The 15393-nt window shown below is 72.6% G+C and carries 14 protein-coding genes; 12 read left to right on the top strand and 2 right to left on the bottom strand.

Translation table 11 applies throughout. The features are described 5' to 3' along the window. Positions 1–55 precede the first annotated feature (55 nt). The 11 genes from ACIRRU_RS00970 to ACIRRU_RS00920 all read left to right on the top strand — a co-directional run bounded on the left by ACIRRU_RS00970 (position 56) and on the right by ACIRRU_RS00920 (position 13066). Entirely contained in the window at positions 56–982 is a 927-nt protein-coding gene (locus ACIRRU_RS00970; protein ID WP_403674534.1) for a proline dehydrogenase family protein, read from the top strand. Between the two features lie 53 nt (positions 983–1035). Beyond that, on the top strand, positions 1036–2676 hold the full coding sequence (gene pruA, locus ACIRRU_RS00965) for an L-glutamate gamma-semialdehyde dehydrogenase (RefSeq protein ID WP_403674531.1): 1641 nt from the start codon (positions 1036–1038) through the stop codon (positions 2674–2676). A gap of 258 nt (positions 2677–2934) precedes the next feature. Continuing rightward, positions 2935–4002: a S1 family peptidase gene (locus tag ACIRRU_RS00960; protein ID WP_403674528.1), complete on the top strand. Its 1068-nt coding sequence runs from the start codon at positions 2935–2937 to the stop codon at positions 4000–4002. A gap of 258 nt (positions 4003–4260) precedes the next feature. Beyond that, the gene (locus ACIRRU_RS00955) at positions 4261–4812 is read left to right on the top strand and encodes a GNAT family N-acetyltransferase (protein ID WP_403674525.1); all 552 of its coding nucleotides are present in this window, start codon (positions 4261–4263) and stop codon (positions 4810–4812) included. A 380-nt stretch (positions 4813–5192) separates the two neighbouring features. Beyond that, positions 5193–5321, top strand: a complete 129-nt coding sequence (locus tag ACIRRU_RS00950) for a hypothetical protein (protein ID WP_363200697.1) — start codon at positions 5193–5195, stop codon at positions 5319–5321. A 169-nt stretch (positions 5322–5490) separates the two neighbouring features. After that, complete coding sequence (locus ACIRRU_RS00945; RefSeq protein WP_403674523.1) at positions 5491–6534, top strand: 3-isopropylmalate dehydrogenase; 1044 nt, start codon at positions 5491–5493, stop codon at positions 6532–6534. Positions 6535–6789: 255 nt separating this feature from the next. Continuing rightward, positions 6790–7893, top strand: coding sequence for a branched-chain amino acid aminotransferase (locus ACIRRU_RS00940; protein ID WP_363200695.1), 1104 nt, complete (start codon positions 6790–6792; stop codon positions 7891–7893). A 161-nt stretch (positions 7894–8054) separates the two neighbouring features. Continuing rightward, complete coding sequence (locus ACIRRU_RS00935; protein WP_403674519.1) at positions 8055–9086, top strand: agmatine/peptidylarginine deiminase; 1032 nt, start codon at positions 8055–8057, stop codon at positions 9084–9086. A gap of 8 nt (positions 9087–9094) precedes the next feature. Continuing rightward, complete coding sequence (locus ACIRRU_RS00930) at positions 9095–9709, top strand: TetR/AcrR family transcriptional regulator (RefSeq protein ID WP_403674516.1); 615 nt, start codon at positions 9095–9097, stop codon at positions 9707–9709. Positions 9710–10015: 306 nt separating this feature from the next. Continuing rightward, a complete protein-coding gene (gene cimA / locus ACIRRU_RS00925; RefSeq protein WP_403674513.1) occupies positions 10016–11623 on the top strand; it encodes a citramalate synthase in 1608 nt (535 codons plus the stop codon). A gap of 60 nt (positions 11624–11683) precedes the next feature. Further along, a complete protein-coding gene (locus ACIRRU_RS00920; RefSeq protein WP_403674510.1) occupies positions 11684–13066 on the top strand; it encodes a hypothetical protein in 1383 nt (460 codons plus the stop codon). Positions 13067–13156: 90 nt separating this feature from the next. Here ACIRRU_RS00920 and ACIRRU_RS00915 read toward each other — a convergent pair whose 3' ends face one another. Then, positions 13157–14161, bottom strand: coding sequence for a YdcF family protein (locus tag ACIRRU_RS00915; RefSeq protein ID WP_403674507.1), 1005 nt, complete (start codon positions 14159–14161; stop codon positions 13157–13159). A gap of 143 nt (positions 14162–14304) precedes the next feature. On the opposite strand from ACIRRU_RS00915, the gene ACIRRU_RS00910 reads away from it, so the two are divergent. After that, positions 14305–14538 carry a hypothetical protein gene (locus ACIRRU_RS00910; protein ID WP_363200689.1) on the top strand — a complete coding sequence of 78 codons (234 nt, stop codon included), beginning with the start codon at positions 14305–14307 and terminating at the stop codon, positions 14536–14538. Between the two features lie 66 nt (positions 14539–14604). Here the strand turns inward: ACIRRU_RS00910 and ACIRRU_RS00905 are convergent, their stop codons facing one another. Further along, positions 14605–15372 carry a MerR family transcriptional regulator gene (locus ACIRRU_RS00905; protein WP_403674504.1) on the bottom strand — a complete coding sequence of 256 codons (768 nt, stop codon included), beginning with the start codon at positions 15370–15372 and terminating at the stop codon, positions 14605–14607. Between the last annotated feature and the right edge of the window lie 21 nt (positions 15373–15393).

Below are 15393 nucleotides of genomic sequence, written 5' to 3'. Positions count from 1 at the left end.
CCGTTCACGTTCGTACCGTTACGGCTCCTCGTCCGTCCCTTCGTGGAGGTGCCCCGTGCTGGGTCCCGTGATTCTCGCCGCATCGCGCAGCGACAAGATGCGCCGGTTCGTCTCGGCCGCGCCCGGCACCAAGCAGGTCGTCGACCGCTTCATCGCCGGGGAGACCGTCGACGAGGTCGTGCCGGTCGTCGTGGACGCCGCGGACAAGGGCCTGGAAGTCACGCTCGACGTCGTCGGCGAGGACATCACCACCCCCGCCCAGGCCGCCGCCGCCCGCGACGCCTACCTGGAGCTGATCGGCCGCCTCAAAGACCTGGAGCTCGGCACCCGCGCCGAGATGTCCGTCAAGCTCTCCATGTTCGGCCAGGCGCTGGAGAACGGCCACGAGCTGGCACTCGCCAACGTCCGCCCGGTCGTCGAGGCGGCGGCCGCCATCGGCACCACGGTCACCCTGGACGCCGAGGACCACACCACCCTCGACTCGATGTTCGCCATCCACGAGGAGCTGCGGAAGGACTTCCCGCAGACCGGCTGCGTCATCCAGTCCTACCTCTTCCGCACCGAGGACGACGCCCGCCGCCTCGCCGCCGCCGGCAGCCGGGTGCGTGTCGTGAAGGGCGCCTACAAGGAGCCCGCCACCGTGGCGTACCAGGACAAGGCCGAGATCGACAAGGCGTACGTCCGCGTGGTCCGCATCCTGATGGAGGGCGAGGGGTACCCGATGATCGGGTCCCACGACCCCCGTCTGATCGCCATCGCCCAGGAGCTGGGCCGCCAGAGCGGGCGCAAACTGGACGAGTACGAGTTCCAGATGCTGTACGGCATCCGCAGCGACGAGCACGTCCGGCTCGCGGCCGAGGGCCACCGGATGCGCGTCTACACGGCGTACGGCACCGACTGGTACGGATACTTCATGCGCCGCCTCGCGGAGAAGCCGGCCAACCTGCTGTTCTTCGGCCGCTCGATCCTCACCAAGGGCTGAGCGGCCCCCGGGCCGACACACACCCCCGCCGACACCAAGGAGACAAGGCAACCATGGACGCCGTCACCCAGGTCCCCGCTCCGGTCAACGAGCCGGTCCACTCCTACGCGCCCGGCTCCCCGGAACGCGCCCGCCTGGAGGTGAAGCTCAAGGAGCTCGCCGACAACCCGATCGACCTGCCGATGACCATCGGCGGCGAGAAGCGGATGGGCGGCGGTGAGCGGGTGAACGTCGTGCAGCCGCACAACCACAAGGCCGTCCTCGGCACCTTCGCCGGGGCCACCGAGCAGGACGCCCGGGACGCGATCGACGCGGCCCTCGCCGCCGCCCCGGCCTGGCGCGCGATGTCCTTCGACGACCGCGCCGCGATCATCCTGCGCGCCGCCGAGCTGCTGTCGGGCCCCTGGCGCGCGACCATGGCCGCCTCCACCATGCTCGGCCAGTCCAAGACCGCCCAGCAGGCCGAGATCGACACCCCCTGCGAGCTGATCGACTTCTGGCGCTTCAACGTGCACTACGCGCGCCAGATCCTCGCCGAGCAGCCCCCGGCGAACTCCCCGGGCGTGTGGAACCGCATGGACCACCGCCCGCTGGAGGGCTTCGTCTACGCGATCACCCCGTTCAACTTCACCGCCATCGCGGGCAACCTCCCCACCGCCCCCGCCCTCATGGGCAACGTCGTGGTGTGGAAGCCGTCCCCGACCCAGACCCACGCCGCCGTGCTGCTGATGCGGCTCCTGGAGGAGGCCGGGCTGCCCAAGGGCGTCATCAACCTGGTCACCGGCGACGGCAAGGCCGTCTCCGAGGTGGCGCTGAACCACCGCGACCTGGCGGGCATCCACTTCACCGGCTCGACCCCCACCTTCCAGCACCTGTGGAAGACCGTCGGCAACAACATCGCCAACTACCGCACCTACCCGCGGCTGGTCGGCGAGACCGGCGGCAAGGACTTCGTCGTCGCGCACCCCAGCGCCGACCGCGCGATCCTGAAGACCGCGCTGACCCGTGGCTCCTTCGAGTACCAGGGCCAGAAGTGCTCCGCGTCCTCCCGGGCGTACATCCCCGCCTCCATCTGGAACTCCGGTTTTAAGGAGGAGTTCGCGGCCGAGGTCGACGCCATCACGATGGGTGACGTCACCGACCTGAGCAACTTCATCGGGGCCGTCATCGACGAGCGCTCGTTCGCCAAGAACAAGGCCGCGATCGACCGCGCGAAGGCCGACCCGGCGTGCGAGATCGTCGCGGGCGGCACGTACGACGACTCGGTCGGCTACTTCGTCCGCCCGACCGTCGTGGAGTGCTCCGACCCGACGAACGAGGTCTTCACCACCGAGTACTTCGGCCCGATCCTCGCGGTCCACGTCTACGAGGACGGGCACGACGGCAGCTACGACGCCATGCTGGAGCAGATGGAGTCGGTCTCCGACTACGCGCTGACCGGATCGGTCATCGCGGGCGACCGCGCGGCCGCCGCGTACACGATGGACAAGCTCCGCTACGCCGCGGGCAACTTCTACATCAACGACAAGTCGACCGGCGCCGTCGTCGGCCAGCAGCCCTTCGGCGGCGGCCGTGCCTCCGGCACCAACGACAAGGCGGGCGCCCCGCAGAACCTCCAGCGCTGGACCCTGACCCGGGCCATCAAGGAGACGCTGGTCCCGCCGACCGACTACACCTACCCCCACCAGGGCTGACGCCCTCCCCGGGGCGCCGAGCGCGACGCCCCGGGTCTCCCGGGTCCCGCACCGTGGGCCCGTCCGAGCACCGCCCCCCGACCGGCCCCCCTGCCGGCCGGGGGGCGGTTTCCGTCTCCGGCCCCCTGTCCGGAGCTTTGTCGATATTCCCGGCGGAGCGTCCGGCCATCAGGTCACGCGGTCTTGTGGTCTAGGTAATGGGCATGTCAAATTCCTTCTCGGTACGTCCCCACACGTCACCCGAGAAGGAGTTCCCCCATGAGACGTGACTCCCGCGCGCGCGTCGGTGTTTCCCTGCTGCTCGTCGCAGGCGCGCTGGGCCTCGGCGCCGCCCCCTCCACCGCCGCAGGCCCCTCCGCCCCCACCCCCTCGGCGGTCCCCGCCGCGTCCGCGTACGCGCTCGACGCCAAGGTCGAACGCACCCTCGGCGCGGGCAGCGCCGGAAGCTACCTGGACCGCGAGACCGGCGAGCTGGTCGTCACCGTCACCACCGACCGGGCCGAGGAGCAGGCCGAGGCCGCGGGCGCCACCGTGCGCCGGGTGGCCCGCAGCGCCGCCCAGCTCGACGCGGCGATGGCGACCCTGGAGGCCGAGGCCAAGATCACCGGCACCTCCTGGGGTGTCGACCCGCGCACCAACCGGGTCGCCGTCGAGGCCGACTCCTCCGTCTCCGCCCGGGACATGGCCCGCCTGGAAGCCGTCGCCGAACGGCTCGACGGCGCGGTCGCCGTCAAGCGCGTCCCCGGTGAGTTCCGCCGCGAGGTGCTGGGCGGCGGAGCGATCTACGGCGGCGGCAGCCGCTGCTCGGCCGCCTTCAACGTCACCAAGGGCGGTGCCCGTTACTTCGTGACCGCCGGACACTGCACCAACCTCTCCGCCAACTGGTCGGCCAGCTCCGGCGGTCCGGCGGTCGGCGTCCGGGAGGGCACCAGCTTCCCGACCAACGACTACGGCATCGTCCGCTACACCGACGGCTCCTCGCCCGCCGGGACCGTGGACCTCTACAACGGCTCCACCCGGGACATCTCCTCCGCTGCCAACGCGGTCGTCGGCCAGGCGATCCAGAAGAGCGGCTCCACGACGAAGGTCACCTCCGGCACGGTCACCGCGGTCAACGTCACCGTCAACTACGGCGACGGACCCGTCTACGGCATGGTCCGCACCACCGCCTGCTCGGCCGGCGGCGACAGCGGCGGCGCGCACTTCGCCGGATCGGTCGCCCTCGGCATCCACTCCGGCAGCTCCGGCTGCTCGGGCACCAACGGCTCGGCCATCCACCAGCCGGTGACCGAGGCGCTGTCCGCGTACGGCGTGACGGTGTACTGAGCCACGGTCCGCACGACGTGAAGGCCGTCCGGCCCGTGCCACGCACGACGTGACGGCCGACCGGGCCACCCACGCCCCTCCCGGGGCGCGGTGCCCTCTCCCGCACCGCGGGGACCCGATACCCGCCCGGACCGCCGATCGCCCCGGTCCGGGCGGGTCATCCTCGTGCGGGCGGCGGCCCCCGCGCGCGAGGATGGCCGATCACGCCGACGCACGCGGCCCTGTCGCCGGCGGCCCCCGCACGCGAGGATGGGCCCCATGACCGAGCCCACCCCCATGCGCGTCGCCCCCACCTTCGAGCTGACCGCCGCCGAGCGCGCGGAGATCCGCGCCCTGCTCGACACCGCCTTCGAGGGCGACTTCGCGGACCTGGACTGGGAGCACGCCCTCGGCGGCGCGCACGCCCTGGTCCGCGACCGGAACGGACTCCTGCTCGCCCACGGCAGCGTCGTCCAGCGCCGCGTCCTGCACGCGGACCGCTCCTACCGCGCCGGTTACGTGGAGGCGGTCGCCGTCCGCGCCGACCACCGCCGCCGCGGTCTCGGCCACCGGGTCATGGCCGCCCTGGAACACGTCATCGACGCGGCCCACGACTTCGGCGCCCTGTCCGCGTCCGACGCCGGTGCGGCCCTGTACGCGGCGCGCGGCTGGCAGGTCTGGCCGGGCCGGCTCACCGCCCTCGGCCCGCACGGGCCGCTCCCGCTCCCCGAGGAGGAGGGCGCCGCCTACGTCCGCCCGGCGGCCGGGCACCCGCTGCCCACGCCCGCCCACCCGCTCGCCTTCGACTGGCGCGAGGGCGACCTGCTGTGAGACCCGCCGCGTGACCCGCTGCGAGACCTGCTGTGCGGTCGTACCGCCTCCGAACTGGGGCGATGCCCTCCCCGCCGGGCTCTTCGGCGGGAGTCGCGGGCGGGTCACGGCGGGGGAGCCGTCTCAGATAGTAGGAAGTCCGACTAACTGTAGAGACAGAGCGGTCCGGCTGTCCTAGCTTGGTAGGAGCCGAACGAACCGCTCGATCGAGCGACTGCGGCGGATGCGGGCGCGCGCCCTGAAGCAGGTCACCCCCTGCGGCGTACGCTCCCCGCCCCTTCCGGCACCTCGGAATCCGATCCCGGTCCCCACCACCGCGCGGCGCTCTGCCGCCCGCCCGGTGTCACGCGATCTCAAGGAATCTCAAGGAGTCGATCATCATGGCCCCCATCACCGCCCGCCGCGTCCGTCACACCTCCCGCCAGGCCGAGGCCGAGCGCAAGAACGCCGCCGCCGCCCTCCAGCGCGCCCTGGACCGCCGCGACAACGGCGGCGAGACCGGCCACTGAGCCGCGCTCGCGGTCACCGTCGCACAGTGGGCCCGCCGGGTCGTCCCCTGTCCGGAGGCGACCCGGCGGGCCCGTCCCGGAGCGCCACCCACCCCTGACATCCACGCCGAGTGTCCGCATGATGGACGTCGGATGTCATGGGGTGGGACGCGCGGTTAGGCTCCCCCCCATGTCTCGCAGCATCGATCTCGCAGTGATCCCCGGCGACGGAATCGGCCGGGAAGTGGTGGCCCAGGGCCTCAAGGTCCTGAGCGCCGTCCTCCCGCAGGACGTGAAGCTGGAGACCAAGGAGTACGACCTCGGGGCCAGGCGCTGGCACCGGACCGGGGAGACCCTTCCGGACGCCGAGCTGGAGGCGCTGAAGAGCCACGACGCCATCCTCCTCGGCGCGATCGGCGACCCGTCCGTGCCGTCCGGTGTCCTGGAGCGCGGGCTGCTGCTGAAGCTGCGTTTCGCCTTCGACCACTTCATCAACCTGCGGCCCTCCAAGCTCTTCCCGAACACTGCGACCCCCCTCGCCGGCCGCCCGGACATCGACTTCGTCGTCGTCCGTGAGGGCACCGAGGGGCCGTACACCGGCAACGGCGGCTCGCTGCGCACCGGCACCCCGGCCGAGGTCGCCACCGAGGTCAGCGTCAACACCGCGTACGGCGTCGAGCGCGTCGTCCGGGACGCCTTCGAGCGTGCGGCGGCCCGCCCGCGCAAGAAGCTGACCCTGGTCCACAAGAACAACGTCCTCGTCTACGCCGGTCACCTCTGGAAGAACACCTTCGACCGGGTCGCCGCCGAGTACCCCCAGGTCTCCACCGACTATCTGCACGTCGACGCCGCGACGATCTTCTTCGTCACCCAGCCGGAGCGCTTCGACGTCATCGTCACCGACAACCTCTTCGGTGACATCCTCACCGACCTCGCCGCCGCCGTGACCGGCGGAATCGGCCTGGCCGCCTCCGGCAACGTCAACCCCACGGGCGCGTTCCCGTCCATGTTCGAGCCGGTCCACGGCTCCGCCCCGGACATCGCCGGGCAGGGCAAGGCCGACCCGACGGCCACGATCCTCTCCGTCGCCCTCCTGCTGCGTCACCTCGGCCACGAGACCGAGGCCGCGCGCGTCGAGGACGCCGTCTCCGCCGATCTCGCGGAGCGCGACGGGGCCGTCGCACGGACGACCGACGAGATCGGCGACGCCCTCGCGGTACGCGTAGCGAGCTGACCCGACGACTCCACCGAGAAGCCGCCGGGTCGCGTCAGCGCCCGGCGGCTTCACCTGTGCGGCCCCGGGTGCCACCATCGACCCCTGGACCGCACCCACCCCGTTTCGTGCTCGGCCCCCCGCAAGCGATAATCGAACGCGGGGCCGTTGCTCGCGGTGAAGCTCGGACGTCCTAGGACCTGACCGGAAAGCGTCGGGTGCCGGCGGGCGTGGGCGCGGTCCATCACACACAAGACCGGTGAAGGACACGCACTCATGACGACGCCCACGATCGAGCTCAAGCCCTCCTCGAACCCGCTGTCCGACGCGGAGCGCGAGGCGATCCTGGCCAACCCGGGATTCGGCCGCCACTTCACCGATCACATGGTGACGATCCGCTGGACCGAAGGGCGCGGCTGGCACGACGCCGAGCTGGTCCCCTACGGCCCGCTGTCGCTCGACCCGGCCAACATGACCCTGCACTACGCGCAGGAGATCTTCGAGGGCCTGAAGGCCTACCGCCAGCCCGACGGCTCGGTCGCCTCCTTCCGCCCCGACGCCAACGCCCGCCGCTTCCAGCGCTCCGCCGCCCGGCTCGCCATGCCCGAGCTGCCCGTGGAGACCTTCATCGCGGCCTGCGACGCGCTGGTCCAGCAGGACAAGGCGTGGGTCCCGGCGCACGGTGGCGAGGAGTCGCTGTACCTGCGCCCGTTCATGATCGCCACCGAGGTCGGCCTGGGGGTGAAGCCCGCCAACGAGTACCTCTTCCTGGTCATCGCCTCGCCCGCGGGCGCCTACTTCCCCGGCGGCGTGAAGCCCGTCTCGATCTGGCTCTCCGAGAACCGGGTCCGCGCCGTGCCCGGCGGTGTCGGCGACGCCAAGACCGGCGGCAACTACGCGGCCTCCCTCCTCGCCCAGGCCGAGGCCGCCGAGCACGGCTGCGCCCAGGTCGCCTACCTCGACGCGGTCGAGCACAAGTGGGTCGAGGAGCTCGGCGGCATGAACCTCTACTTCGTGTACGCCCAGGAGGACGGCTCCAAGAGGATCGTCACCCCCTCCCTCACCGGCTCCCTCCTCGCGGGCGTCACCCGCGACTCCCTCCTCAAGGTCGCCCAGGACCTCGGCTACGGCTCCGAGGAGGGCCGCGTCTCCATCGACCAGTGGCGCGACGACTCCGCCACGGGCACCCTGCTGGAGGTCTTCGCCTGCGGCACCGCCGCCGTCATCACCCCGGTGGGCGTCGTCAAGTCCGAGGGCGGCGAGTGGACCCAGAGCGGCGGCGAGCCCGGCGAGGTCACCATGAAGCTGCGCGAGCGCCTGCTCGACATCCAGCGCGGCGCCGTCGAGGACACCCACGGCTGGATGCACCCCCTCGGCTGAGCGACTGCCCGGCCCCGAAGGCCGCACCGGGCCCAGCGCCCGGTGCGGCCTTTTCCGTCTCCGAAACATTGAACGGCACTCTAAGTAATGGCCACACATCGGTGATAAGGCCCGTGAAACGCGTTAGAGTGCTGCTCTAATTCATCGTTCCTGGAGCCCCCATGTCCACCACCCCCGCCCCCTTCCGTATGCCGCCCGAGTGGGCCCCGCACGAGCGCACCTGGATGGCCTGGCCCGGCCCCAACCCCACCTTCGCCTCCGACGCCGAACTGGACGAGGCCCGCCGCGCCTGGGCCGCCGTCGCCCGCGCCGTACGCCGCTTCGAGCCGGTCACCATGGTCGTCGGGCCGGGCCAGGAAGAGGGCGCCGCCGCCCTCCTCGGGTCCGGCGTCGAGCTGGTCGTCCGGCCGCTCGACGACGCCTGGATGCGGGACATCGGGCCCACCTTCGTCACCGACGGCCACCGCCTCGCCGCCGTCGACTGGACCTTCAACGGCTGGGGGGCCCAGGGCTGGGCCCGCTGGGAGAACGACCAGCACATCGCCCGCGCCGTCGCCGAGCTCACCGGGGCCCCCGCCCTCAGCTCCCCGCTCGTCAACGAGGGCGGCGCGATCCACGTCGACGGCGAGGGCACCGTCCTGCTCACCGAGACCGTCCAGCTCGGCGCGGAGCGCAACCCCGGCTGGAGCCGCGAGCAGGTGGAGGCCGAGGTCCACGCCCGCCTCGGCACCGAGAAGGCGATCTGGCTGCCCCGTGGGCTGACCGGCGACTACGGGACGTACGGCACGCTCGGCCACGTCGACATCGTCGCCGCCTTCGTCCGGCCGGGCACCGTCGTCGCCCACGTCCAGCCCGACCCGGCCCACCCCGACCACGAGGTCACCTCGGAGCTGCTGGCCGTGCTGCGCGCCGCCACCGACGCCCGGGGGCGGCGGCTGGAGGTCGTCGAGGTGCCAGCGCCCACCGTGCTGCGCGACGAGGACGGCGAGTGGGCCGACTACTCCTACATCAACCACTACCTCTGCAACGGCGGCGTGGTCCTCTGCGCCTTCGGCGACCCGCGCGACGAGGAGGCCGCCGCGATCTTCCGGGGCCTCTTCCCGGACCGTACGGTGACCCTGGTCGACGCCCGTACGATCTTCGCGGGCGGTGGAGGCATCCACTGCATCACCCAGCAGCAGCCGAAGGTGTGAGCGAAGCCGTGACCCCCGCCCCCCGCCGCACCCACCACGCCGCCCCGCCCCGCGAGGACGTCCTCGCCGCCGCCATGGCCACCGTCGCCGAGCGCGGGCTCGACGGGCTGACCATGGCCGGCCTCGGGCGGGACGTCGGGATGAGCAGCGGGCACCTGCTCTACTACTTCCGCACCAAGGACGAACTGCTGCTGCGGACCCTGGAGTGGAGCGAGAGCCGTCTGGGGGCCGAGCGCCGCGCCCTGCTCGCCCGGCCGGCGAGCGCCCGCGAACGGCTGGACGCCTACATCGGCCTCTACCTCCCCGCCGGGCACCGCGACCCCCACTGGACGCTCTGGCTGGAGGTGTGGGGCCGCTCGCAGAACGCCGACGACGACGCCCGCGCCCGGCAGGCCGCCATCGAGGGGGCCTGGCACCGCGACCTGGTGGCGCTGCTCGCCGAGGGGATCTCGCGCGGTGAGTTCCGGCCGGTGGACGCGGACCGGTTCGCCGCCCGGCTGCGGGCGCTGCTGGACGGGTTCAGCGTCCACGTCACGGTCGGGATCCCGGGGACGGGCCGGGAGCAGGTGCTCGCCCAGGCGGCGGAGTTCCTGGACGAGTCGCTGTCACCGGGCACCGGGTGAGGATGCGACCGGCGTCACGACCGCATCCTGAGACACCGGCGTCAGGCGGCCCGCGCTGTGCCAGACTGCTGCCGTGTCCTCGTTCGTCATGATTATTGGCAGCAGGCGCGCCGGTCCGCAGTGACCGTGCCGTACCACCACGTACGGGCGCGGCCACCGTGCCCCAGACCCGCGCGCAGACCTCTCGCACCCGCGAGGGGTTTTTTGTTTTCCGGCCCGAACCGGGGCCGAACCGGGCGCGCGGGATGATGGGGGCAAGTGGAACCAGATCGTCCGGTCCACTCATCCGACAGGAGCCAGACCAGCATGACCACCAAGGCCCACGCCACCGACGACGGATTCCATGTCTTCGACACCACCCTGCGCGACGGTGCGCAGCGTGAGGGCATCAACCTGACGGTCGCCGACAAGCTGACCATCGCCCGGCATCTGGACACCTTCGGGGTCGGCTACATCGAGGGCGGCTGGCCCGGCGCCAACCCCCGCGACACCGAGTTCTTCGCCCGCGCCCAGCAGGAGATCACCTTCGAGAACGCCCAGCTCGTTGCGTTCGGCGCGACCCGCAGGGCCGGTGGCAGCGCCGCCGAGGACCCGCAGGTCAAGGCGCTCCTGAACTCCGGGGCCCCGGTGATCACGCTGGTCGCCAAGGCACACGACCGCCACGTCGAACTGGCCCTGCGCACCACCCTGGACGAGAACCTGGAGATGGTCCGCGACACCGTCTCCCACCTGACCGGACAGGGCCGCCGGGTCTTCGTCGACTGCGAGCACTTCTTCGACGGCTACCGCGCGAACGCCACCTACGCCAAGGCCGTGGTGCGCACCGCGTACGAGGCGGGCGCCGAGGTCGTCATCCTCTGCGACACCAACGGCGGCATGCTGCCCGCCCAGGTCCAGGCCGTCGTCGCCACCGTCATCGCCGACACCGGCGCCCGGCTCGGCATCCACGCCCAGGACGACACCGGCTGCGCGGTCGCCAACACCCTGGCCGCCGTCGACGCGGGCGCCACCCACGTCCAGTGCACGGCCAACGGCTACGGCGAGCGGGTCGGCAACGCCAACCTCTTCCCGGTCGTCGCCGCCCTGGAACTCAAGTACGGCATGAAGGTGCTGCCCGAAGGCGCGCTCGCCGAGATGACCCGGATCTCCCACGCCATCGCCGAGGTCGTCAACCTCACCCCCTCCACCCACCAGCCGTACGTGGGCGTCTCGGCCTTCGCCCACAAGGCCGGGCTGCACGCCTCCGCCATCAAGGTCGACCCCGACCTGTACCAGCACATCGACCCCGAGCTGGTCGGCAACACCATGCGGATGCTGGTCTCCGACATGGCGGGCCGCGCCTCCATCGAGCTCAAGGGCAAGGAGCTGGGCGTCGACCTCGGCGACGACCGAGCCCTGGTCGGCCGGGTGGTGGAGCGCGTCAAGGAACGCGAACTCCAGGGCTACACCTACGAGGCCGCCGACGCCTCCTTCGAACTGCTGCTGCGCGGCGAGGTCGAGGGCCGGGCCCGCCGCTACTTCCGTACGGAGTCCTGGCGCGCGATCGTCGAGGACCGCCCCGACGGCACCCACGCCAACGAGGCCACCGTGAAGCTGTGGGCCAAGGGGGAGCGGATCGTCGCCACCGCCGAGGGCAACGGGCCGGTCAACGCCCTGGACCGGGCGCTGCGCGTCGCCCTGGAACGGATCTACCCCCAGCTCGCCAAGCTGGAGCTGGTCGACTACAAGGTCCGCATCCTGGAAGGCCGCACCGGCACCGAGTCCACCACCCGGGTACTCATCACCACCGGCGACGGCGCGGGAGACTGGGCGACGGTGGGCGTGGCCGAGAACGTCATCGCCGCCTCCTGGCAGGCGCTGGAGGACGCCTACACCTACGGGCTGCTGCGCGCGGGCGTCGAGCCCACCGAGTGACCCACCCGGGGCCTCCCGGCGGGCGACGGCGTTCGTCGCCCGCCTGGAGTAGCGTGAAGTATGAGGAAAAGGCTCTTCCCCGCGCTGTCGGCGGGCCTGCTGCTCAGCACCGCAGCGGCCGGGCTCGCCCTGACCTCCACTGCCTCGGCGGCCCCCGCCACGACCGTCCAGGACGCGGCCCAGGCCCTGCGCGAGGACCCGGTGTACGTGGACCCGGGCGCCCGCGACCAGCTCTCCGCCGCTGACGAGAAGGCCCTCGAAGACAAGATCACCGACGCTGGCAAGCCCGTCTTCGTCGCCGTCCTGCCCAACACCAGCGCCTTCCCCGCGCGGGATCTGCTGCGGACCCTGCGCAACGACACCGGAGTCACCGGCGTCTACGCGGTCCGCCTCGGCGACCGCTTCGACGCGGGCGCGGACCCGCAGGTCATGCCCGTGCGGGCGGTCGACAACCTCACCGCCTCGGTCGAGAACCCCGCCACGGACACCGACGCCGCCGCCCAGCTCAACGCCTTCGTCGACCGCGCCGTCGAACAGGCCCGGGGCACCGCCCCCGCCTCCTGGTCCGGCGGCTCGGGTGCGGACGGCTCCTCCGGCGCCCCGGTCGGCGGCCTGATCACGCTCGGCGCCCTGGTGGCGGCGGGCGGCGCGGGCGCGTACGCGATCTCCCGCCGCACCAAGCGCCGCAAGGAGGAAGAGGAGCGCGCCGCCCTGGACAAGCTCCGGGTCGTCGTCGACGAGGACATCACCGCCTACGGCGAGACGCTGGAGCGGCTGGACTTCCACCCCGCCGAGAAGGGCGCGGACGACGCCATGCGCGCCGACTACGAACGGGCCCTGGACTCCTACGAGAGCGCCAAGACCAGGATGGCCCGCGCGGCCCGCCCCTCGGACGTGCGCGGGGTCACCGAGTCCCTGGAGGACGGCCGTTACTCCCTCGCCGTCCTCGCGGCCCGCCGCACCGGTACGAAGATCCCCGCCCGCCGCCCGCCGTGCTTCTTCGACCCGCGCCACGGCCCCGCCGTCGCCGACGTGCGCTGGACCCCGTCCGGCGGGGCGCCCCGCGAGGTCCCGGTCTGCGGCGCCGACGAGGCACGGCTGAGCCGGGGCGAGGACCCCATGAGCCGCACGGTCGACGTCGGCGACGGCAACCGCCGCCCGTACTGGGAGGCGGGTCCGGCCTACGGCCCCTGGGCGGGCGGCTACTTCGGCGGCGGCCTGCTCCCCGGCCTCCTCGTCGGCACCATGCTCGGCTCGATGCTCGCCACTCCGGCGTACGCAGCCGAGTACGGCGGGGGCGACTTCGGCGACGGCGGCGCGGGCGGCGACTGGGGCGGCGGCGACTTCTCCGGCTCCGACTTCGACTCCTCCGGCTTCGGCGGGGGCGGTTTCGGCGACGGCGGAGGCCTCGGAGGCGGCGGCTTCGACGGCGGAGGATTCTGAGCGGACGCCCCTGCCCCCGGCAGATCCCCTCGGCCGGGGGCAGGGGTCCGGGGGCTGTGCGTCGGCGCGGATGTGCCGGAGCGGGCGAGGCTAGCTCGCGTACCAGGCGGCCACCCCGCCGAGGACGATGATCACGCACATCGCCGCGTTGCTCTGCCGGTAGTCCACGAGGATCGCGGTGAACTCGCGCAGCATCGCGTTGGGCCAGAAGTACGCGGCGGTGGGGGAGCCCACCACCTGCCCCCGGATACGGACCCGCCGGGCGATGAGGGCGGCCCGGAAGGCGTGGTAGTTGTTCGTGACGACGACGCACCGGTAGTCGGGCTTCGCCGCCTCCATGATCTCCTTGCTGAACCGCAGGTTCTCCTCGGTGTTGCGCGAACGGTCCTCCCGCTGGATCAGGTCGGCCGGGAACCCCTCCGCCACCAGGTGGTCGGCCATCGCGTGGGACTCGGGCAGTTTCTCGTCCGGCCCCTGCCCGCCCGAGGTGATGAGCACGGGGGACCCGCCGCGCCGGGAGAGCCGCGCGTGGACCTCACGCCCCCGCTTCAGCCGCCCCGCCAGCAGCGGCGGCACCGTGGACCCGCCGATCAGCCCCGAGCCGAGCACCACCACGAAGTCGGCCCTGCGCCGCACCTGGAGCCGTCCGTAGAGGAACGCGTAGCAGACGAAGCACAGGAACAGGAACGAGAAGTACAGCGCCAGCCCACCGGCCGCCACCGCCGCGCCGGTCAGCACCGGGGTCCGCAGCACGGCGGCCGTGACCAGCAGGGCGACCACGCCGAGCACGGCGAACGCGGCCAGCAGGGACAGCAGATGGGCCGGGCTCCGCCCCTCCTTGCGCAGCATGCGTACGCCGTTGAGGATCAGGAAGCACACCAGCACCAGGAAGGCCACCGCTCCCAGCGCCAGCAGCGCCCCCACCACGTAGGGAACCGCCGCCGAACCGGAGTCGACCAGCCGGTACAGCAGAGCCCCCAGCGCGCAGAGCACGGCGAGGCCCAGCACCACCGCATTGCTGAACCTGCGGCGCTCGATCGCCACGCACACACAGAACACCAGGAAGAGAAGCGCCGCCGGGGCGTAGACCACCATGGGCACAGCGTAGGGAGGCGGCGGGCACGGCCGACAGCGGCCCCCACACGAGGCCCCGCACCCGGAGGCCCGGCTCCGGGGAAGGCAGGAGCGTGCCCGAGGCAGGAGCGTGCCCTTTCCGGGCGCGAGCCGTTGAACCGGGCATGAAGAAGCGAAGCGTACTCGCCGTCGTCACCCTCGCCACCGGCGCCGTCATCGCCGCCATCAGCCCGCCCCCGGGAGGCGGGGACGCCGCGCACGCGGCCGAACCGGCCGTATCGCTCGGTGCGTTGGACGATGTCGGCGACCTCGGCAAGCTGGTCGACGGTGCGGCCGACACCACGTCCTCCACCGCTGGCACGGTGACCACGACGCTCTCCGAGGCCCGTTTCAGCTGAACCGCACCCCCATGAGGCGGCCCACCGGGAAGGAACCGGTGGGCCGCCTCTCGCGTGCTCGGCGGGTCACGGTCCCGCCCGGCGGACCGCGGGGGACCGGGGGACCTCCAGCGCGTGCACCCGGAGCAGGACGTCGATCTGGGCGGGGTTGTACAGGTCGAGGAGGGCCAGGGTGAGCGCGCGTCGTGCGTGGCGTTCGCCGCGGGGCGCGTCCGCGCACAGCTCTCTGGGGCTCGGAAAGGTGGCGAGCAACCGGCGCAGGCGCGGATTCAGGCGGCAGCGCTCGGCCAGTTCCCGGCGGGTGCGCTCCTCGGCGTCCGGCGGTAGCCGGTCGAACGCCGGGATACGGAAGCCCGCCCCGCCCGCCCGCAGGGTCCGGGCGTAGGCGTCGATGACGGACGGGCCGAGCACCTGCGCCATCACCACGGTCAGCAGCCGTTCCGCAGCCGGGACGTCCGCCTGGGCGACGGCACGCCCCAGACCGGGAGGGAGATCGATGGGCGCGGACTGCCGCAGCAGCGAGGCGACCTCCTCCCGGGTCCGCCGCAGCCGGTCGATCTCCGCGGTCAGCTCCTTCTCCAGGGTGCTCAGCATCTCCCGGGGGTGACCGTCGGCCTCGCCGAGTTCGGCGACCCGGGGGAGCGACAGCCCGAGTCCGGACAGCCGTCTGATCCGCAGGACACGGACGAGGTGGTGGACGCCGTAGCTCTTGTAGCCGTTCGTGCGGCGCTCGGGCTCCGCGACCAGACCGACCGCGTGGTAGTGCCGCACGGCGCGCACCGTGGTCCCGGCCAGCTCGGCGAGCTGACGGGTGCTCCACCCGGCGTTCCCCACCGCGGACCTCCCCGACGCCGA

Source organism: Streptomyces sp. NPDC101181, assembly GCF_044767975.1.
Taxonomy (GTDB): Bacteria; Actinomycetota; Actinomycetes; order Streptomycetales; family Streptomycetaceae; genus Streptomyces.
Note: the sequence above shows the minus strand (reverse complement) of the source record. Positions and strands in the feature narration are given on the sequence as shown.